Genomic DNA, 19683 nt, shown 5'->3' on the forward strand with positions numbered 1-19683 from the left:
CGCTATCCCCTGCCACTGACAACGCGCCTCGACGACCTCCCGGCCTGTGGACAACTCCGCTCGAACTCCGCGGCCGACTCCACCGGACACCTTCGCCCACCGGTCCCGGGAAGCACCGGCCGCACTTCCATAAGAATGGATGTTCGATTTTAGTGTCAAGCGCACCACGCGGCATGTCCACATACATGAGACCCGGGGCGTGCGCCCGAACGGAACCGCCCGCTCCGCCCCAAGGCTCTCCGGACTACCTGGGCTCGCCCAGTTCCTCGGAGGCCGGCCGCGGGTCGTTGCCCGCGCGCAGCGCGCGGTTCATCTGCCGCAGAACCCGGCGGCCACGCGGCCTGCTGCCCCGCACCCGCTCGTCGTCCATCACGTCGTAACGCTTCACGTAGGCGCCGAGGAAGGCCTGGAGCGTGGCGATCGCCGGGATCGCGACCAGCGCGCCGACCGCGCCCAGCAGCGCCGTACCCGCGATCACCGAGCCGAAGGCCACCGCCGGGTGGATGTCGACGCTCTTGGCGGTGAGCTTGGGCTGGAGCATGTAGTTCTCGAACTGCTGGTAGATCACGACGAATCCGAGCACCCACAGCGCGTACCAGGGATTCACCGTGAAGGCGATCAGCATCGGCAGGGCACCCGCCAGATACGTGCCGATGGTCGGGATGAACTGGGAGACGAGGCCCACCCACACCGCGAGCGCGGGCGCGTACGGAACGGTCAGGAACTCCAGCAGCACGTAGTGCGCGAGACCGGAGATGAGCGCCATCAGCCCGCGCGAGTAGATGTAACCGCCGGTCTTGTCGACCGCGATCTCCCAGGCACGCAGCACCTCGGCCTGCTTGGCGGGCGGGAGCACGGAGCAGAGCGCGCGCCGCAGCCGGGGTCCGTCGGCGGCGAAGTAGAACGAGAACAGGAAGACCGTCAGCAGCCGGAAGAGGCCGCCCAGCAAGGTGGTGGAGACATCGAGGACACCGGTCGCGCTGTTCTGCACGTACCGCTGGAGCCAGTCGGAGTGCAGCAGACTGTCCTGGACGTCGACCCGGGACAGCTCGGTGCGGAACGTCTGGTTGGACCAGTTGATCACCGAGTCGAGGTACGCGGGGAAGGACTCGACCATTTCGACGATCTGGCTCGCCAGTATCGAGCCGAGCATCACCACGAAGCCGACGCCCACGGCCAGCACCCCGAAGAAGACCAGGAAGGTGGCGAGTCCACGCCGCATCCCGCGGGCCGCCATCCTGCTGACGGCCGGCTCGACCGCCAGCGCCACGAAGAAGGCGATCAGCACATTGATCAGCAACCCGATGAGCTGGTGGAACGCCCAGCTGCCGAGTTGGAAGCAGGCGACGAGCGCCAGCGCGAGGATCATGGCGCGAGGCAGCCAGCGAGGCATCCGGACGTTGCCGCCGGCTTCGGCGGCAGGGGACGGCTCAGTACCCGACGGCCCGTCCGACGGCGCGTCGGTGGGCGCGCTCCGAGGCGAGCCGGGCGCAGGAATCGTCGGAGGGACCGGGGGTTCTACGTCCGATGCGGGGTTGTCAGTCGCTGCCACGGTGCCAGTCTCGCCTACCGCTGTGACAACTCGTGCCACGGTCCCGGTTCGGCCGGGACTCCCCTGTGCGCGTCATCGCTTCTCGGCCGGGATTCCCATGGCGGCGCAGACCCCGCGCCAGACGTCCTTCGCCTCCCAGCCGGCGTCGAGCGCTTCGTGCACCGTACGACCGCCCAGCTCGGCCATCACATGGTCACGGGCGAAGGAATCGGCGTAGGCGGCACCGAAATGGTCCGCCATCCGTTCCCAGAAATTCGTCAACCGCATGCCCTCAGTATCGCGCTCCTGAGAGTGCGTCCCGTCCGGTCCCCTCTCGTTCCGGACCGTTCCGTCCTACGGTCGGACCATGGCCGGTACCGCAGCACCCTCCGCGTCTCCTCTCGCCCGCGCCGAGCACTTCGTCTGGCTCACGGCCCGGGTGCTCGAACAGCGACGGTTCGCTTACCACTTCCTGGACGGCGGCCCCGCGGGGGCGGGCCCGACCGGTGGGGACAAAGCGGGAGGGAGGCGCGGCGGGGACCGCGGGGAGGACGCCGTGGAGGCCGCCCTCACGGCGTACCGCGAGGAGGACGGCGGATACGGCCACGGACTCGAACCCGATCTGCGCGGCCCCGTCAGCCAGCCCCTCCACACAGCGCACGCGCTACGCGTCCTCGACTCCATCGGCCGCTGCGGCGGACCGCGGGTCGAGCGGATCTGCCGCTATCTCACGGCGGTGTCGACACCCGAGGGGGCGCTGCCCGCGCTCCATCCCTCCCTGCGGGGCTATCCGTACGCGCCCTTCCTCCCGGTCGTCGACGATCCGCCGGGTGACCTGCTGGCGACGGGTCCGGTGGTGGGGCTGCTGCACCGCAATCGGGTGTGGCACGCCTGGCTCTTCCGTGCCACCGACTTCTGCTGGGCCGCTGTCGAGGCGCTGGAGGAGTCACATCCGTACGAGGTCATGGCCGCGGTCGCCTTTCTGGACGGTGTCCCCGACCGGACCCGGGCCGAGGCGGCCGCGGACCGGATCGGCCGGCTGGTGAGGGAGCGGGCGCTGGTGGTGCTGGATCCGGAGCGCCGTACGGAGTGCCCCGTACCACCGGGGTACGCGCCGGGCGAGCACCATTTTCCGCACGACTACGCGCGCGTGCCCGAGTCCTTGGCCCGCCGGTGGTTCAGCGACGAGGAGATGGAGCGCTCGCTCGACTTCCTCGCCGGCCGGCAGCGGGAGGACGGCGGCTGGCCGGTCACCTGGCGGGAGTGGGCTCCGGGAACCGCCCTGGAAGGGCGGCCGATCGTGACCCTCGAAGCGCTGCTGACACTGCGCGCGCACGGCCGTGCCATCGGCTGACGGTTCGGTGTCAGCCGCCCAACGCCCGTACTCCCGCTGTGACGACCACGGCGGCCGCCACGACCACCAGGAACGGAGCGCGCAGAACGAGCGCGAGAGCCGCCGCCGCGAGCCCGGCGCCCCGGGCGTCCACAACGAGCGCGCTGTGCAGGCTGAAGGTCTGCTGCGCGGTCAGCGCGGCGAGCAGGGCGACGGGCAGCAGCGCCGACAGTCGCTGAACGAGCGGGCGTTCCAGGGCGCCTGCGGGCACCAGCAGACCCAGCAGTTTGACGAGGTAGCAGCCGACGGCGGTCGCGATGATCGCGATCCAGATGTTCAACGCTCTGCTCCCTTACCGCGGTCTTCGGCCTTACGGCCTGTGTCCGTACGGTCCGCCTCCTCACGGCCCGTGTCCGTACAGCTCGTGTCCGTACGCTCGGTGTCCTTACGGACAGCGCCCCTACGGGAGGCGAGCCCCCGGCCTTCGAGCCAGAGGACGGCGGGTGCGGCCAGGGCGGCGACGAGCACCGGGACTCCGGCGGGCAGCACCGGCAGGAAGCCGAGCCCCAGCACGACCGCGAGGCCGGCGACCATTCGTTCGGTGGCCGTCCGGAGCATGGGCGCGAGCAGCGCGAGGAACACGGCGGGCCCGGCCGCGTCCAGCCCCCACGCGTCGGTGTCCCCCAGAGCCTCCGCGCCCAGCGCCCCGGCCAGCGTGGTGAGGTTCCACAGCGCATACAGGGTGAGCCCCGTGACGGTGAAGCCGATCCTGGCACCGCGCCGGGTGGGCTGCGCCAGGGCGACGGCCGCGGTCTCGTCGATCACCCACTGGGCGGCCAGGGGCCGTACGGGACCGGGAAGCCGCAGCAACTGGGACAGCCGCAGCCCGTAGAAGGCGTTCCGTACGCCCAGGAAGAACGCACCCGCGGCGGCTGTGAACGGATTGCCTCCCGCCGCCAGCGCGCCGACGAGCGCGAACTGTGAGGCGCCGGTGAAGACCAGCAGGCTGAGGGCGCAGCTCTGGAGTACGGAGAGGCCCGCGCCCGCCGAGGTGACCCCGAAGGCGAAGCCGGAGAGCCCCACGGCGATGCCGACGCCCAGTGCGTCGCGCACGACGGCCGCGTCGGGCCTGGGCTCGTGGACGGGCCCTGCGGTGGCACCCTCGGGAGCGGCGCCTTCAGGAGAAGCGCCGGTAGGAGGAGCGCCTTGAGAAGTGGCCCTCGCGGACGGTTCGGCCGGTATGTCCGCGGAAGCGGACGTTGATTGTTCTCGCACGTCCGAGACGCTACGCGGAGCGTGCTGAACCCGTCTTGTACATTCCTGCGCCCCTGACACACTCCGCCGGGCCGCAGCCGCGGGCGGGGGGGGCAGGCCTTGTGGGCGCCCGCCCGCTCCCCGCCGTACGCGCCGGGCGGCACGCACGCCGCTCATCCACGCTCCGCCCTCCCGGGCAGCAGGCCGTTTTCCCAGGTCCGGGCGATTGTCAGTGGTCGGGTGCACGATGGGGGACATGGCACGGACCGCGCTCGACTCCTTCTCCCCCGCGACCCGCGGCTGGTTCACGGGGGCCTTCTCCGCGCCCACGGCGGCCCAGGAGGGAGCCTGGCGCGCCATCGGGGAGGGCTCGGACGTGCTGGTCGTGGCCCCGACCGGATCCGGCAAGACACTGGCCGCGTTCCTCGCCGCCCTGGACCGGCTGGCCTCGGTGCCTCCGCCCGCCGAGGCCAAGAAGCGCTGCCGGGTGCTGTACGTGTCCCCCCTCAAGGCACTCGCGGTCGATGTGGAGCGCAATCTGCGCAGCCCGCTCACGGGGATCCGGCAGGAGTCGGTGCGGCGCGGGCTGCCGGAGCCCGAGGTGCGCGTGGGGATCCGCTCGGGCGACACCCCGGCCGCCGAGCGCCGGTCGATGGCGACGAGACCGCCGGACATCCTGATCACCACCCCCGAGTCGCTGTTCCTGATGCTGACGTCCTCGGCGCGGGACGCGCTCGCGGGGATCGAGACGGTGATCCTTGACGAGGTCCATGCCGTCGCGGGCACGAAACGGGGGGCTCATCTCGCGCTGTCCCTGGAGCGGCTCGACGAACTCCTGCCGCGACCGGCCCGCAGGATCGGCCTGTCGGCGACGGTACGTCCGGTGGAGGAAGTCGCCCGCTATCTGTCGCCGCAGCGCAGGGTGGAGATCGTCCAACCGCCCTCCGGCAAGGAGTTCGACCTCTCCGTCGTCGTCCCGGTAGAGGATCTGGGCGAGCTGGGCGGCTCGCCCGCCTCGGAGACGGACAACGCGGAGAAGCCGTCCATCTGGCCGCATGTGGAGGAGCGGATCGCCGATCTCGTCCAGGCACACCGCTCCACGATCGTCTTCGCCAACTCCCGTCGGCTGGCCGAGCGCCTGTGCAACCGGCTCAACGAGATCGCGTACGAACGCGCGACCGGACAGACCATGCCCGACAAGCACTCACCGGCCGAGATCATGGCCCAGTCGGGGGCGGCCAAGGGGGCTCCCGCCGTGCTGGCCCGCGCGCACCACGGCTCGGTCTCCAAGGAGCAGCGCGCGCAGGTCGAGGAGGACCTGAAGGCGGGCCGGCTGCCCGCCGTCGTGGCCACCTCCAGTCTGGAGCTGGGTATCGACATGGGCGCGGTGGATCTGGTCGTCCAGGTCGAGTCACCGCCGTCGGTGGCCTCGGGGCTCCAGCGCGTCGGCCGCGCCGGCCACCAGGTGGGTGCGGTCTCCACGGGCGTCGTCTTCCCCAAGTACCGCGGCGACCTGGTGCAGGCGGCCGTCGTCACCGAGCGGATGCGCAGCGGATCCATCGAGGCGTTGCGCGTGCCCGCCAACCCGCTGGACGTCCTGGCCCAGCAGCTGGTCGCCATGGTCGCTCTGGACAGCAGGCAGGCCGACGACCTGCTCGCCACGGTCCGCCGGGCGGCGCCCTTCGCCTCGCTGCCCGAGTCGGCCTTCACCGCCGTGCTCGACATGCTCGCCGGGCGTTACCCCTCCGACGCCTTCGCGGAGCTGCGTCCGCGGGTGGTGTGGGACCGCGTGGCGGGTACGGTCACGGGCCGGCCGGGTGCGCAGCGTCTGGCCGTCACCTCGGGGGGCACGATCCCGGACCGCGGCCTCTTCGGGGTGTTCCTCGCCGGAGCCGACCCGAAGAAGGGCGGCGGCCGCGTCGGTGAGCTGGACGAGGAGATGGTGTACGAGTCCCGGGTGGGCGATGTCTTCACCCTGGGCACCTCGTCCTGGCGGATCGAGGACATCACCCGTGACCGCGTGCTGGTCTCGCCCGCCCCCGGCGCCCCGGGCCGGCTGCCCTTCTGGAAGGGTGACCAACTGGGCCGCCCGCTGGAGCTGGGCCGCGCGGTGGGCGCCTTCCTGCGCGAGATCGGATCCCTCTCCGAAGAGGACGCCCGGTTGCGGCTGCTGACCGCCGGCCTCGACGCCTGGGCCGCCGGCAATGTGCTGTCGTATCTGGACGAGCAGCGCCGGGCCTGCGGTCATGTCCCCGACGACCGGACGATCCTGGTCGAGCGGTTCCGCGACGAGCTGGGCGACTGGCGGGTGGTGATCCACTCGCCGTTCGGGGCGCAGGTGCACGCCCCGTGGGCGCTGGCCCTGGGCGCCCGGCTCTCCGAGCGGTACGGGATGGACGCACAGGTCATGCACGCCGACGACGGCATTGTGCTGCGCCTCCCCGACGCCGACCTGTTGGGCCTGGACCTCCTCGACAACGAGCCGGACAGCGCCGGGGCGGCCTTCGACAGCGAGCAGGCACCTGTCGGGGCCGCGGACGTGGCTTTCGACGGCGGCGAGGTCCGCGGGATCGTCACCGACCAGGTGGGGGGCTCCGCGCTGTTCGCGTCCCGGTTCCGGGAGTGCGCCGCGCGGGCGCTGCTGCTCCCGCGCCGCAGCCCCGGCAAACGCACCCCGCTCTGGCAGCAGCGCCAGCGTGCCGCGCAACTCCTTCAGGTGGCGAGCGAGTTCGGCTCGTTCCCGATCGTGCTGGAGGCCGTGCGCGAGTGCCTCCAGGATGTCTTCGACGTCCCCGGTCTCACCGAGCTCATGGGCGACATCGAGTCCCGCCGGGTCCGGCTGATCGAGGTCACCACCCCCGAGCCCTCGCCGTTCGCCCGGTCCCTGCTCTTCGGCTATGTCGCCCAGTTCCTGTACGAGGGCGACTCCCCCATAGCGGAGCGGCGGGCAGCCGCGCTGTCCCTGGACTCGCACCTGCTCGCCGAGTTGCTGGGCCAGGCCGAGCTGCGCGAGCTGCTCGATCCCGATGTCCTCGCCGAGCTGGAGCGGGAGCTCCAGTGGCTCACCGAGGACCGGCGCGTCAAGGACATCGAGGGTGTCGCCGACCTGCTGCGGGTCCTCGGCCCGCTCACCGACGAGGAGCTGGCCGAGCGCGGTGCGCGGACGTCGTGGGCCGAGGACCTGGCCACGGCGCGCCGCGCCATCCGGGTCCGGATCGGCGGAGCCGAGCACTGGGCGGCGGTCGAGGACGCGGGCCGGCTGCGCGACGCGCTGGGCACGGCGCTGCCGGTCGGAGTCCCGGAGGCGTTCACCGAGCCGGTCAAGGACCCGCTGGGCGACCTGCTGGCCCGTTATGCCCGTACGCACGGCCCGTTCACCTCGTCCGCGGCCGCCGCGCGCTTCGGCCTGGGATCGGCGGTGACCGACGGCGCCCTCCAGCGCCTCGCCGCCGGCTCCCGGGTCGTACAGGGCGAGTTCCATCCCTCCGGCATCGGCCAGGAGTGGTGTGACGCCACCGTGCTCCGTCGGCTGCGACGCCGCTCCCTGGCCGCGCTGCGCCAGGAGTTGGAGCCGGTGGCGCCCGCCGCGCTCGCCACGTTCCTCCCGCAGTGGCAGCATCTGCGCGGCAACAGCCTGCGGGGCATCGACGGACTCGCCCGCGCCGTCGAGCAGTTGCAGGGCGCTCCCGTACCGGCGTCGGCGCTGGAGAAGCTGATCCTCCCGTCCCGGGTCTCCGGTTACACACCGGCGCTCCTGGACGAACTGACCACCACGGGCGAGGTGCTGTGGGCCGGCGCGGGCGCGCTGCCCGGCAAGGACGGCTGGGTCTCGCTCTATCTCGCCGACGCGGCCCCGCTGTTGCTGCCGCCGCCGCGTCCGCTGGAGCCGACAGCCCTCCACGAATCGGTCCTGACCACCCTGTCGGGTGGGTACGGCCTGTTCTTCCGGCAGATCGCCGACCAGGTCCGCGCCACCACCCACCCCGACGCGACCGATCCTCAACTCGCCGACACCGTATGGGATCTGGCCTGGTCGGGCCGGCTCACCAATGACACCCTCGCGCCGCTGCGCTCGCTGCTCGGCTCGGGCCGTACCGCGGGCTCCACGGCCCACCGCGCGCGTCGCCCGGTGCCGCGCGGACGGTACGGCACACTCACCGCCGCGGCCAGACCCACGTCCCGCACGGGCCCTCCGACGGTCAGCGGCCGCTGGTCGCTGCTCCCCGAGCGGGAAGCGGACCCGACGCACCGCGCCCACGCGCTGGCCCGCACCCTCCTCGACCGGCATGGCGTGGTGACCCGGGGCGCGGTCGCGGCCGAAGGTGTGGAAGGCGGCTTCTCCGCGACGTACCGCGTGCTGTCCGCCTTCGAGGACAGCGGACAGGCCCGCCGGGGGTATGTCGTCGAGGGCCTGGGCGCGGCCCAGTTCGCGATGGACGGCGCGGTCGACCGGCTGCGCGCGGCGGCGACGGCCCGGGACCGCGCCGAGGCGCATCCCTCGCCGCGCGCCGTCGTCCTGGCCGCCGCCGATCCCGCCAACGCCTACGGGGCGGCGCTCCCCTGGCCGGAGCCCCCGGCCGACGCGGGCCACAAACCGGGCCGCAAGGCCGGCTCCCTGGTCGTACTCGTCGACGGTGAGCTGACCCTCTACATGGAGCGCGGCGGCAAGACGCTGCTCGCCTGGCCGACGGACCCGGAAGACCCCTCGCTCCGGTCCGCCGCCGAGGCTCTGGCCGAAGCGGCGCGCGCGGGAGCGCTCGGCACCGTCACGGTGGAGCGCACCAATGGCGCTCCGGCCCTGACGTCGCCCTTGGGCCGCGCCCTGGAAGCAGCCGGCTTCCACGCCACCCCCAGGGGTCTGCGCGTGCGCGCCTGAGAGCCCCTGCGCGCACCCGGGACCGGCAGACCGCGTCCGAGCCGAGTACGGCCGCCCCGGACCGGCACACCCCGATCGGAAAACACACGGCAACACGCACGGACCAGCCCCTCGCACGGCTCACAAACGGTCACGTCCGTGCCAGGCGTCCCGGCCCCGGCAAAGATCGGCCGGGACGGCCGGACAGGGCCTCATCGCGCATCATGGGACCATGCCCGAAGGAGACACCGTCTGGCAGACCGCCCGACGCCTGCACGCCGCGCTCGCCGGGCAGCCGCTCACCCGCTTCGACCTGCGAGTGCCCCGGTTCGCGACCGCCGATCTCACCGGACGCACCGTCCTCGATGTCACCCCGCGCGGCAAACATCTCCTCGCCCGCATCGAGGGTGGTCTCACCCTCCACTCACATCTGCGCATGGACGGTTCCTGGAAGGTGTACGCGTCGGGTGAGCGCTGGCTCGGCGGCCCGGCGCACCAGATCCGGGCCGTCCTCGGCACCGCCGAAAGCACCGCCGTCGGCTATCGCCTGCCCGTACTGGAACTGCTGCGCACCAGCGACGAGGAGCGCGTCGTCGGCCATCTCGGCCCCGACCTGCTGGGTCCCGACTGGGATCCCGCCACCGCTCTGCGCAATCTCCTCGCCGACCCCGCCCGCTCCATCGGAGAGGCCCTGCTGGACCAGCGCAATCTTGCCGGAGTCGGCAACATCTTCAAATCCGAGACGTGTTTCCTCGTCCGCGCGACCCCCTGGCTGCCGATCGGCGAACTCCCGTCACCCGAGCGCCTGGTGAGGGCCGCGAAGAAACTCCTCGAAGCCAACCGCGAACGCCCCGGCGGCAGTCGGCGACTGTACGTATACGGTCGCGCCGGCCGCCCCTGCCCCCGCTGCGGCGCCCCCATCCGCGTGGCCGACCAGGACGAGCGCCCCGTCTACTGGTGCCCTGTCTGCCAGTCAGGGCCTACGAGTTGATCACCCGTCAGAAATTGTCGTACGGCCCGCGCGCATCGGACTCCGGATCCGGACCATGCCGACACTGTCCCGGCCGAAGACCTTGCCGCACTTCCCGTTGCCCCTGCCGCTCCGGTCGTTGCCCCCGCCGCACCGGCTGCTGCCCCTGCCGGCGCCGAGACGACGCGGCGTGCACCGGCAGCAGGCTCAGCCCCCAACCGCCCGCCGCCACCGCACCCTCCACCAGCCCGGTGTGCTCGGGCTCCAGCGCGATGCGCAGTACGGCCCACCACCACAGCCCGCCCAGAGCAAGCGCCGGCAGAAGGACCCATCGCCTTGCCATGGCTGCCTCCTCCGACCGACGCTAGACCCGCACGATCACCCGCGGGGAGGGCGCATCGGATGCACGCTCCGGCGCGCGGGACTTCGCGATTCCGCCCAGGGCCTCCCGTCTGGATCTTGCCGGGCTCGCGTGCCCTGGCGCCGCGCCCTGATCGGGCCTGTTCCAGACGAAACCCCTGGGTCCTGTCCGACGGATCACGGCGAGGGCCAGGCACACCTCTCCCGAAACCGCCGTCCTGGTAACTGACTTCTCCACCACGGCCCAGCCGCGGACGATGTCTCTCCACAGAAGTCTCCCCCGGCGGAGCCCATGCCGCATCCAGAGCACATCGCGCCCGTGACACACAGTCGATGTGACCGGAATTTCCGTGAGCAGGGTCTTCACCTCGGGACCCGGCCACCCATAACCCCGCTGAAATCCGGGCCCCGAGACCTGTCCACGCATTCCCCGCCCTACGTGCTCGGCCCCTTGCGAGCTCTACCGTTCTACGCACTCTCCGCCTGGAACATCCAGGCATGTTTCTCCAGGTCCGCCGTCACCTGGATCAGCACGTCCTGGGTCACCGGATCCGGATCGGCCGTCGCCTCCACGCGCTCACGCATCCGCGTCACCACCGCACCGAGCGCGTCCACCAGGACCTGTACGGCTTCCACGTCCTTGATCCAGCCGTTGTGCACGGTCCCGATCGCGCTCGTCGCCGCTACCGTCGCGGACCGCCCGTCCGGCGTCACGCCGATCGCGGAGGCCCGTTCGGCCACGGTGTCGGAGTGCTGTCGGGCCGTGGCCACAACCTCGTCCAGTTGGAGATGTACGGAGCGGAAACGCGGCCCGACGATATTCCAGTGAACCTGCTTGGCGACCAGAGAAAGGTCCACCAGGTCCACAAGCGCCCCCTGGAGCGCCTCGCCGACCAGCTTCAGATTCGCCTCGGACAGAGAACTCTTCACGACAGACATGCAGATCCTCCAGTTCCGTTCTGAACTCGGTTTCACGACTTCACGACTTCGCATTGCCGCGCACCCGTGTTGCCTTCACACGCACTTCCACCATGGCACAAACATCACAAAGCGGGCATTCAGGGATTTATAAAGCCCGGATCGGTCACGAAGACCGATCCGGGCTCAAGTCAAACGCTACGGAGTGATCGCCCTCAGGCGGCGACGACGTCCACCGCCTCCGCAGGCGCCTTGATCGTCACACGTTCCGTCGGCACTCCGGCCACCGACGTCACAGAGACAGAGTTGAGCATGGGACGTACTGCCGCAGGCACCGGCTCGTCGGCCGTCGCCGACGCGGCCAGCTCGGCCAGCGACAGCTCGTCGCTCACTTCTCGCATGAGCTCGGACATCCGTACGTCAAGCGCGTCGCAGATCGCGGAGAGCAGCTCGGAAGACGCCTCCTTCTGCCCCCGCTCCACCTCGGAAAGATAGCCGAGCGAGACCCGGGCAGACGAGGACACTTCGCGCAGAGTACGGCCCTGGCGCTGGCGCTGCCGACGCAGCACGTCACCAAGCAGGCGACGGAGCAGAATCATCGGTGGCTCCCTCCTCGGACCGCGTAGCCGCATCCTTCACGCCCCACCGTACCGCCTCGCGCCGCGGCCGTGCGGGGAGCGATGTCGTGTTCACTCAGGGCTGCAAACATCAATTCCCCCCGTTCTCTTCCGTATCCTGTGCCCGCTCGTTCCCGGAGAGTTCGCCGAGGAGCAGTACGAATGCGCTTCGCACACTCTCTTTACGGATGTCCGCCCGGTCGCCGTTCAATCGCAAAGCGGTCACTTTCCCCCTGTCGTCCGGCCCCACAACCGCCACGTACACGGTCCCGACCGGCTTTTCGTCCTGTGGATCGGGACCCGCGACCCCGGTGGTCGCCACGCCCCAGTCCGCGCCCAGCGCCCGGCGTACACCGGCGGCCATCTGACGCGCGACCTCGGGGTCCACCGCACCGCGCTCCCCCAGAAGCGCCCCGTCGACACCCAGGATGTCCCGCTTGAGGTCCGTCGCATAGGCCGTGACGGACCCGCGGAAGGTCCGGGAGGCACCGGGCACTGCTGTCAGCTCCGCGGCCAGCAGACCGCCGGTCAGGGATTCCGCGACGGCCAGTGTCCCTGCGTGCTTCCCCAGAACCTCCAGCACCTGTGCCGCACCAGCCGCACCACCCGTGGCACTGCCCACGGGAGCACCCCCGGCACCACCCACAGCCCCGCCCCCGGCCTCATCCATAGAGCCGTCACTCATCGCGTCGAACCGTCACTCGTCACTTCGAAACTCATCACATCGAACCGTCATTCACCGCGCCGACTCCGCCGCGGCACGCTCCTCCGCCAGCCCCTGGCGCCGCAGCATGACCGCCTGGCGCACATAGTCCAGCCCGGTGAGCACCGTCAGCAGCACGGCGACCGCCATCACCCAGAAACGCAGCGTGGCCAGCGGTCCGGTCAGCGCCAGTACGTACATCCCCACGGCCACGCCCTGAGTCAAGGTCTTCAGCTTGCCGCCCCGGCTGGCCGGGATGACCCCGTGCCTGATCACCCAGAATCGCATCAGCGTGACCCCGAGCTCACGGAAGAGAATGACCCCCGTCACCCACCACGGCAGATCGCCGAGCACGGAGAGACAGAGCAGCGCGGCCCCCATGATCGCCTTGTCGGCGATCGGGTCGGCGATCTTCCCGAAGTCGGTGACCAGGTTGTACGTACGGGCCAGATGACCGTCGAAGATGTCCGTGATCATGGCAACGGCGAAGGCCGCCCAGGCCCAGGCCCGCCAGACCGGGTCGAATCCGCCGTCCTGGATCAGCAGCATGACAAAGCCGGGCACCAGCAGCAGCCGCATCATGGTCAGGATATTGGCGATGTTCCACAGGCCGGCCTGATCGACCGCGGCCCCCAGCTTGCCGCCGGGTGCCGGCTTGGCGCCGGTTCCACCGGCTGCGGACGCCGGGACTCCGCTCATCTGGCCGCCTCCTCGCCCGGGATCCGAGGGTCGCCCCCCGAAAGCTCGTAGCACTCGGCCACAAGATCCACGCCCTCGGTGCCGACCACCTTTGCCTCGACCATACGACCGGGACGCAAGCCCTCGCCCGAGGTGAAGATCACCTGACCGTCGGTCTCGGGCGCCTGGTGGGCCGCGCGGCCCACCGCCGCCTCCCCGCTCTCCCCCTCCGGGTCGACCGACTCGACCAGCACTTGGAGGCTCTCTCCGAGCCGCTCCTCGGCACGCTGAGCGGTCAGTTCCTCGGCCAGCCGCGACAGGTGCGACAGCCGCTCGGCGATGACGTCACCGTCCAGCTTGTCGCCGTACGTCGCGGCCTCGGTGCCGTCCTCGTCCGAGTAGCCGAAGACACCGATGGCGTCCAGCCGCGCGCCCGTGAGGAAGCGCTCCAGCTCGGCGAAGTCCGCCTCGGTCTCGCCGGGGAAGCCGACGATGAAGTTGGAGCGCACACCGGCCTGGGGCGCCTTGCCCCGGATGGTCTCCAGCAGCTCCAGGAAGCGGTCGGTGTCGCCGAAGCGCCGCATCGCGCGCAGCACGCCGGGCGCCGAGTGCTGGAAGGACAGATCGAAGTACGGCGCGACCTTGGGCGTCGAGGTCAGGACGTCGATCAGGCCCGGCCGCATCTCGGCGGGCTGGAGGTAGCTGACCCGTACCCGCTCGATCCCGTCGACGTCCGCCAGCTCGGGCAGCAGCGTCTCCAGCAGCCGGATGTCGCCGAGGTCCTTGCCGTACGAGGTGTTGTTCTCGGAGACGAGCATGACCTCCTTCACGCCCTGCTCGGCCAGCCAGCGCGTCTCGCCCAGCACATCGGAGGGGCGACGGGAGATGAAGGAACCGCGGAACGACGGGATGGCGCAGAAGGAACAGCGCCGGTCGCAGCCGGACGCGAGCTTCACGGAGGCGACGGGGCTGCGGTCGAGCCGCTGCCGCAGGGGTGCCCGGGGCCCGGAGGCCGGAGCGAGCCCCTCCGGCAGGTCCTCGGGGGCCGGAACGATCTCGGCGCTCTCCGAGGCCGGGGAAGCGTCGCCGTGCCCCGGCAGGGCCACACCGGCGGCGCTCTGCCGTTCGACCGGACTGAGCGGCAGCAGCTTGCGACGGTCCCGGGGGGTGTGCGAGGCGTGGATGCCGCCGTTCAGGATGGTCTGCAGACGGTCGGAGATGTCGGAGTAGTCGTCGAATCCGAGCACGCCGTCCGCCTCGGGCAGGGCTTCCGCCAGCTCCTTGCCGTACCGCTCGGCCATGCAGCCGACGGCGACGACGGCCTGGGTTCTCCCTTGATCCTTGAGATCGTTGGCTTCCAGCAGGGCGTCGACGGAGTCCTTCTTCGCGGCCTCGACGAATCCACAGGTGTTGACGACGGCGACATCCGCCCCGGAGGCGTCCTGGACGAGCTCCCAGCCATCCGCTGCCAAGCGGCCTGCAAGCTCCTCCGAGTCCACCTCGTTACGGGCGCAGCCAAGAGTGACAAGGGCGACGGTACGGCGTTCGGGCATGGGCGCAAGACTACTTTGTCCTGGCCCTGCCCTTGGCGTGCAGGGTTGCTCAGCCCGCCTCCGGGTCACCCTGCGTGTACGAGAGCCGCTCGACCTGGCCCGTTTCGAACTCGTCGCCGACCTTCTTGCCGTTCACGAAGAGCTCGATCGCCCCGGCGTTCCCGAGGATCAGATCGATCCGCTCGTCGTCCTGGAAGGTCTTGGAATCGCCCTTGTTGAGGGTGCCGTCGAACAGCAGCCTGCCGTTGTGCGCCTTGGCGGAGATCCAGCTCTTGTCCTCTATCGCGGACAGCTTCACCGTGACCTTGTCGCGCGGAGCGGCCGCGATGGCGCTCTCCGACGGGTCAGGCTTCGGTGCGGCCGGCTTGGTGGCACTCGGTTTGACGTTGCCCTTCTCGGGCGTCGACCCCTCGGCCACCTGCTTGGTCTTTCCGCCGTCCGCACCGTTGAACAAGGTGAAGCCGACGAAACCGATCACGGCGACGATCGCCGCGACCATGGCGGCGGTCCAGTTGGGCCGGCGCCTTTCGGGCCGGATCCGCTCCGCCTCGAACAGCGGCGCCGCGGGCGTGGGCGCGGGGCGCCCGCCGTGTTCCGCGTCGAACTGCTCGATGAGGGGCTTCGGATCGAGCCCGACCTTCTGGGCGAGCATACGGATGTGGCCACGGGCGTAGACGTCGCCGCCACTGCGTGAGAAGTCGTCCTGTTCGATCGCGTGGACGATGAGGACGCGCACCCGCGTGGATCCGCTGACCTCGTCGACGGTCAGATTGGCGGCGATACGTGCTTGCTGAAGGGCCTGACCGACCGAAGGGCGGTCGTCTTCAGGGGAGTTGTCTTCAGGGGAGTTGTCGTCGGGGGCACTGCCGTCGGAAGAGTTGCCGATGGACACGGGGGCGCCTTTCGAGCGTGTAGCCACCTGCTGGGGGTTCAGTCTATGGGTGGTACGAAAGGGTGGGGCAACCGGGCGGATGCACTTTGTACGCCATCAGAATGGCCGGAGAGCGTGGGAGAGGGACATGAGGCTCTTCCCCTCTCAACTTGACGTCCGCCCAAGGGAAACGGTTGCCCCCGGATTCCCGGGAATCCGGCTGGATAACCGGTCTCCCCGTCGTCCCCGGCATCCTCGGGGATCCCTCGGGCATCTGCCACCCCGGTACGGTCTCTACGTCTGAGACTCCCCACGGATCACGGCGAGCACTCCATCCACCTCGTCCGACTTCACCAGGACGTCGCGGGCCTTGGAGCCCTCGGTCGGTCCGACGATGTTCCTCGATTCCATCAGGTCCATCAGCCGGCCGGCCTTGGCGAAGCCGACGCGCAGCTTCCGCTGGAGCATGGAGGTCGAGCCGAACTGGGTGGAGACCACCAGCTCGACGGCCTGGCAGAGCAGATCGAGATCGTCCCCGATGTCCTCGTCGATGTCCTTCTTCTTCGCCGTCCCGACCACGACATCGTCCCGGAAGACCGGTGTCATCTGATCCTTGCAGTGCTGGACGACCGCCGCGACCTCGTCCTCGGTGACAAAGGCGCCCTGCATACGCGTGGGTTTGTTGGCCCCCATCGGGAGGAACAGCCCGTCGCCCTTGCCGATCAGCTTCTCCGCGCCCGGCTGGTCGAGGATGACCCTGCTGTCCGCCAGCGAGGAGGTCGCGAAGGCGAGCCGTGAGGGCACATTCGCCTTGATCAGACCGGTCACGACATCCACCGAGGGCCGCTGCGTGGCGAGCACCAGATGGATACCGGCGGCACGGGCCAGCTGAGTGATACGGACGATGGCGTCCTCGACATCACGCGGCGCGACCATCATCAGGTCGGCCAGCTCGTCCACGATGACCAGCAGATACGGATAGGGCGCGAGCTCACGCTCGCTGCCTTCGGGCACCTTGGCCTTGCCCGTGCGTACGGCGTGGTTGAAGTCGTCGATGTGCCGGTAGCCGTACGCGGCGAGGTCGTCGTAGCGCAGATCCATCTCCCGCACGACCCACTGGAGCGCCTCCGCGGCCCGCTTGGGGTTGGTGATGATAGGCGTGATCAGATGCGGGATGCCCTCGTACGCGGTCAGCTCGACCCGCTTGGGGTCGACGAGGACCATCCGGACGTCCTCCGGGGTCGCCCGGACCATCACCGAGGTGATCAGGCAGTTGATGCAGGAGGACTTACCGGATCCGGTGGCGCCCGCGACCAGTACGTGCGGCATCTTCGCGAGATTCGCCATCTCGTAGCCGCCCTCGACGTTCTTGCCGAGCGCGACCAGCATCGGATGGTCGTCCTCGGCGGCGTCCGCGAGCCGCAGCACATCGCCGAGATTGACCATCTCGCGGTCGGTGTTGGGAATCTCAATGCCGACGGCGGACTTGCCGGGGATCGGCGAGATGATCCGTACGTCGGGGCTGGCCACCGCGTACGCGATGTTCTTGGTGAGCGCGGTGATGCGCTCGACCTTCACGGCCGGGCCTAGCTCGACCTCGTACCGCGTGACCGTCGGCCCCCGGGTGAAGCCGGTGACGGCCGCGTCGACCTTGAACTCCATGAAGACCTGGGTGAGCGAGGCGACGACGGTGTCATTGGCGGCGCTGCGCGTCTTGCCGGGGCCGCCGCGCTCCAGCAGGTCCAGCGAGGGCAGCGAGTAGGTGATGTCGCCGCGGAGTTGGAGCTGCTCCGCACGAGACGGCAGCGGCTTGTCCTGCCGGGGCGCGGGCTTGGTCAGATCCGCGACACCGGCGGCCGGCTTCTCGGGCTCCCGGGCGGTCGGTACGGCTACGGGGCGCTCCGCCGGGGCCGCGTCGTCCGAGCGTTCCCCGGGCCGCTGCCCCGGCTTGCGCTTACGGTCCGTCGAGACGCCCTGGGTGGAGACGCCCTGGGTGAGGTCCGCGATGAGCGGCGAGGGCGGCATCCCGTTGAGCACGGCGCCGTCCAGTGCCGCCGCCGCGGCGGCGGCCACGTCCACGGCGTCCAGGGGCCGGTCCACGGACGGCTGCACGGAACTCCGGCGCGGCCTGCGCCGCTTGGCGAGCGCGTCCGCCTCCGCCTCGTCGGGGTCGTACTCCCCGCGCCCCGCACCCCGGCGCGCGGACGGACGGCGCGCGCCCCCCGGCAGCGCTTCGCGCCACTGCTCGTCGTACCGCTCGTCGTCACCGGTCTCGTACTCCGGCTCGTAGGCGGGCTGGACGATCCCCAGCTTGGTACCGAGCAGCCGCAGCCGCTGCGGGACGGCGTTGACGGGGGTGGCCGTGACGACCAGCAGCCCGAAGACCGTGAGCAGCAGAAGCAGCGGTACGGCGAGTACGTCACCCATGGTGAAGATCAGCGGCTTGGAGGCGGCCCAGCCGATGAGACCGCCCGCGTCCTGGATCGCCTCGGTGCCTTCGCCGCGCCCCGGGGCGCCGCACGCGATGTGGACCAGCCCGAGCACACCGATGACCAGCGCGGAGAGCCCCACGACGATCCGTCCGTTGGCCTCCGGCTTCTCGGGATAGAGGATCAGCCGGACGGCCATGACGCCCAGCAGTATCGGTACCAGCAGATCGAGCCGGCCGAAGGCGCCGGTGATGAGCATCTCGATCAGATCGCCCACCGGTCCTTGCAGGTTCGACCAGGTGCCCGCCGCGACGACAAGTGCGAGGCCGAGCAGCAACAGGGCCACCCCGTCCTTGCGGTGCGCCGGGTCAAGTCCCTTCGCACCACGCCCTATGCCGCGGAACATCGCGCCGACGCCGTGTGCCATGCCGAGCCAGACGGCACGCACCAGCCGGTAGACACCCGCGGTGGGGGACGGCGCGGCTTTGGGAACCGGCTTCGCCGCCGCCTTCTTCGCAGGCACCTTCTTGACCGGTGCCTTCTTCGCGGGCGCGGCTTTTTTCGCCGGCGCCTTCTTGGCGGGCGCCGCTTTCGCGGCGCCGGTCGTACGGCCGGCCCGCGGCTTTGCGGTGCCCGCCGTGCCCTGGGAACCCTTGCCGGACGTACGTGAGGCCATGGGGGTGAGGTTACCGGTGTGAACGGCCGCGGACACGTGTGCCCACCGCTTCACCCGTTCGTGTCGCCCTCCACGAAAGCGACGGGCTGACGCTGATTCGCCGGGCTCCGCTGCCCCGTCCCACCGGAACGAACCGGGCGGGATGGGCAGACGGGGCGGGCTGCCGAGGTACGGCGGGTGGTTCCGGGCACAACACGCCCCAGGCGGTCGGGGACGCGCTCAGTTCTGCGAGGGAAGTGTGGCCGAACCGCTTCCCGTACCCGGCTCCAGCGCGTCCAGCGCCCGCCGCAGGCCGGTGAGTTTGCGCTCCAGATGGGCGGCCGTGGCCACGGCGGTGGCATCCGCCGAGTCGTCGTCCAACTGCTTGGACAGCGCTTCCGCCTGCTCCTCAACTGCCGCCAGCCGCGCGGACAGTTCGGCGAGCAGACCGGCCGGTTCCTTGGCCTCGCCCGCTCCGGCCAGCTGAAGTCTGAGCAGCTCGGCCTGATCCTTCAGCTGGCAGTTCTTCATGTAGAGCTCGACGAAGACCGACACCTTGGCACGCAGCACCCAGGGGTCGAACGGCTTCGAGATGTAGTCCACCGCGCCCGCCGCGTATCCCCGGAAGGTGTGGTGCGGGCCATGGTTGATGGCCGTGAGGAAGATGATCGGGATGTCACGCGTCCGCTCACGCCGCTTGATGTGCGCGGCGGTCTCGAAACCATCCATCCCTGGCATCTGGACATCCAGCAGAATGACCGCGAAATCGTCTGTCAGCAGCGCTTTGAGCGCTTCCTCCCCTGACGATGCCCGCACCAGCGTCTGATCGAGCGCGGAGAGGATCGCCTCCAGCGCCAGCAGATTCTCCGGCCGGTCATCAACCAGGAGGATCTTGGCCTTCTGCACCATGGCCGCCCGCCCTCCTCGCCCCGGCATGGGGCGCCCCCTGCTCGCGG

At 70.5% G+C, this 19683-nt stretch carries 16 protein-coding genes; 3 read left to right on the top strand and 13 right to left on the bottom strand.

Features of this window, described 5'->3' with window-relative positions; all coding sequences use genetic code 11:
• Positions 1 to 244: 244 nt before the first annotated feature.
• Both ACIOJD_RS20505 and ACIOJD_RS20510 read right to left on the bottom strand, forming a co-directional pair.
• Complete coding sequence (locus ACIOJD_RS20505) at positions 245 to 1393, bottom strand: AI-2E family transporter (protein WP_401915419.1); 1149 nt, start codon at positions 1391 to 1393, stop codon at positions 245 to 247.
• Positions 1394 to 1624: 231 nt separating this feature from the next.
• Positions 1625 to 1819 carry a DUF3046 domain-containing protein gene (locus ACIOJD_RS20510; RefSeq protein WP_401884400.1) on the bottom strand — a complete coding sequence of 65 codons (195 nt, stop codon included), beginning with the start codon at positions 1817 to 1819 and terminating at the stop codon, positions 1625 to 1627.
• A gap of 79 nt (positions 1820 to 1898) precedes the next feature.
• Here ACIOJD_RS20510 and ACIOJD_RS20515 point away from each other — a divergent pair, with 79 nt between their 5' ends.
• Positions 1899 to 2885, top strand: coding sequence for a hypothetical protein (locus tag ACIOJD_RS20515; RefSeq protein WP_401915421.1), 987 nt, complete (start codon positions 1899 to 1901; stop codon positions 2883 to 2885).
• 10 nt (positions 2886 to 2895) lie between these two features.
• Here ACIOJD_RS20515 and ACIOJD_RS20520 read toward each other — a convergent pair whose 3' ends face one another.
• Both ACIOJD_RS20520 and ACIOJD_RS20525 read right to left on the bottom strand, forming a co-directional pair.
• Positions 2896 to 3204 (bottom strand): AzlD domain-containing protein, encoded by a 309-nt coding sequence (locus ACIOJD_RS20520; protein WP_401915424.1) that lies wholly within the window; start codon positions 3202 to 3204, stop codon positions 2896 to 2898.
• Entirely contained in the window at positions 3201 to 3977 is a 777-nt protein-coding gene (locus tag ACIOJD_RS20525) for an AzlC family ABC transporter permease (RefSeq protein ID WP_401915426.1), read from the bottom strand. The genes ACIOJD_RS20520 and ACIOJD_RS20525 overlap by 4 nt, the downstream gene beginning before the upstream one ends.
• A 397-nt stretch (positions 3978 to 4374) precedes the next feature.
• Here ACIOJD_RS20525 and ACIOJD_RS20530 point away from each other — a divergent pair, with 397 nt between their 5' ends.
• On the top strand, positions 4375 to 8994 hold the full coding sequence (locus ACIOJD_RS20530) for an ATP-dependent helicase (protein WP_401915429.1): 4620 nt from the start codon (positions 4375 to 4377) through the stop codon (positions 8992 to 8994).
• A 211-nt stretch (positions 8995 to 9205) separates the two neighbouring features.
• Positions 9206 to 9964: an Fpg/Nei family DNA glycosylase gene (locus tag ACIOJD_RS20535; RefSeq protein WP_401915432.1), complete on the top strand. Its 759-nt coding sequence runs from the start codon at positions 9206 to 9208 to the stop codon at positions 9962 to 9964.
• 7 nt (positions 9965 to 9971) lie between these two features.
• Here the strand turns inward: ACIOJD_RS20535 and ACIOJD_RS20540 are convergent, their stop codons facing one another.
• The 9 genes from ACIOJD_RS20540 to ACIOJD_RS20580 all read right to left on the bottom strand — a co-directional run bounded on the left by ACIOJD_RS20540 (position 9972) and on the right by ACIOJD_RS20580 (position 19636).
• Positions 9972 to 10286, bottom strand: a complete 315-nt coding sequence (locus ACIOJD_RS20540) for a hypothetical protein (RefSeq protein ID WP_401915435.1) — start codon at positions 10284 to 10286, stop codon at positions 9972 to 9974.
• 485 nt (positions 10287 to 10771) lie between these two features.
• Positions 10772 to 11242, bottom strand: a complete 471-nt coding sequence (locus ACIOJD_RS20545; protein WP_401915437.1) for a Dps family protein — start codon at positions 11240 to 11242, stop codon at positions 10772 to 10774.
• Positions 11243 to 11436: 194 nt separating this feature from the next.
• Entirely contained in the window at positions 11437 to 11820 is a 384-nt protein-coding gene (locus ACIOJD_RS20550; protein WP_401915440.1) for a helix-turn-helix domain-containing protein, read from the bottom strand.
• A 109-nt stretch (positions 11821 to 11929) separates the two neighbouring features.
• A complete protein-coding gene (locus tag ACIOJD_RS20555; protein ID WP_401915443.1) occupies positions 11930 to 12460 on the bottom strand; it encodes a CinA family protein in 531 nt (176 codons plus the stop codon).
• 114 nt (positions 12461 to 12574) lie between these two features.
• The gene (pgsA, locus tag ACIOJD_RS20560; protein WP_401915446.1) at positions 12575 to 13240 is read right to left on the bottom strand and encodes a CDP-diacylglycerol--glycerol-3-phosphate 3-phosphatidyltransferase; all 666 of its coding nucleotides are present in this window, start codon (positions 13238 to 13240) and stop codon (positions 12575 to 12577) included.
• A complete protein-coding gene (rimO, locus tag ACIOJD_RS20565; RefSeq protein ID WP_401915449.1) occupies positions 13237 to 14772 on the bottom strand; it encodes a 30S ribosomal protein S12 methylthiotransferase RimO in 1536 nt (511 codons plus the stop codon). The genes pgsA and rimO overlap by 4 nt, the downstream gene beginning before the upstream one ends.
• A 49-nt stretch (positions 14773 to 14821) precedes the next feature.
• Positions 14822 to 15664 (bottom strand): helix-turn-helix domain-containing protein, encoded by an 843-nt coding sequence (locus ACIOJD_RS20570; RefSeq protein ID WP_401915452.1) that lies wholly within the window; start codon positions 15662 to 15664, stop codon positions 14822 to 14824.
• Between the two features lie 273 nt (positions 15665 to 15937).
• Complete coding sequence (locus ACIOJD_RS20575; protein WP_401915454.1) at positions 15938 to 18748, bottom strand: DNA translocase FtsK; 2811 nt, start codon at positions 18746 to 18748, stop codon at positions 15938 to 15940.
• Between the two features lie 219 nt (positions 18749 to 18967).
• Positions 18968 to 19636, bottom strand: coding sequence for a two-component system response regulator (locus tag ACIOJD_RS20580; RefSeq protein ID WP_401884418.1), 669 nt, complete (start codon positions 19634 to 19636; stop codon positions 18968 to 18970).
• Positions 19637 to 19683 lie beyond the last annotated feature (47 nt).

Source organism: Streptomyces sp. NPDC088116, from assembly GCF_044741745.1.
Lineage (GTDB): Bacteria > Actinomycetota > Actinomycetes > Streptomycetales > Streptomycetaceae > Streptomyces.

Excerpts from the sequence above, each read along its gene's own strand:
- ACIOJD_RS20505 (WP_401915419.1), bottom strand. The coding sequence starts at position 1,393 with ATGCCTCGCTGGCTGCCTCGCGCCATGATCCTCGCGCTGGCGCTCGTC.
- ACIOJD_RS20510 (WP_401884400.1), bottom strand. The coding sequence starts at position 1,819 with ATGCGGTTGACGAATTTCTGGGAACGGATGGCGGACCATTTCGGTGCC.
- ACIOJD_RS20515 (WP_401915421.1), top strand. The coding sequence starts at position 1,899 with ATGGCCGGTACCGCAGCACCCTCCGCGTCTCCTCTCGCCCGCGCCGAG.
- ACIOJD_RS20530 (WP_401915429.1), top strand. The coding sequence starts at position 4,375 with ATGGCACGGACCGCGCTCGACTCCTTCTCCCCCGCGACCCGCGGCTGG.
- ACIOJD_RS20535 (WP_401915432.1), top strand. The coding sequence starts at position 9,206 with ATGCCCGAAGGAGACACCGTCTGGCAGACCGCCCGACGCCTGCACGCC.
- ACIOJD_RS20540 (WP_401915435.1), bottom strand. The coding sequence starts at position 10,286 with ATGGCAAGGCGATGGGTCCTTCTGCCGGCGCTTGCTCTGGGCGGGCTG.
- ACIOJD_RS20545 (WP_401915437.1), bottom strand. The coding sequence starts at position 11,242 with ATGTCTGTCGTGAAGAGTTCTCTGTCCGAGGCGAATCTGAAGCTGGTC.
- ACIOJD_RS20550 (WP_401915440.1), bottom strand. The coding sequence starts at position 11,820 with ATGATTCTGCTCCGTCGCCTGCTTGGTGACGTGCTGCGTCGGCAGCGC.
- pgsA (WP_401915446.1), bottom strand. The coding sequence starts at position 13,240 with ATGAGCGGAGTCCCGGCGTCCGCAGCCGGTGGAACCGGCGCCAAGCCG.
- rimO (WP_401915449.1), bottom strand. The coding sequence starts at position 14,772 with ATGCCCGAACGCCGTACCGTCGCCCTTGTCACTCTTGGCTGCGCCCGT.
- ACIOJD_RS20575 (WP_401915454.1), bottom strand. The coding sequence starts at position 18,748 with ATGGCCTCACGTACGTCCGGCAAGGGTTCCCAGGGCACGGCGGGCACC.
- ACIOJD_RS20580 (WP_401884418.1), bottom strand. The coding sequence starts at position 19,636 with ATGGTGCAGAAGGCCAAGATCCTCCTGGTTGATGACCGGCCGGAGAAT.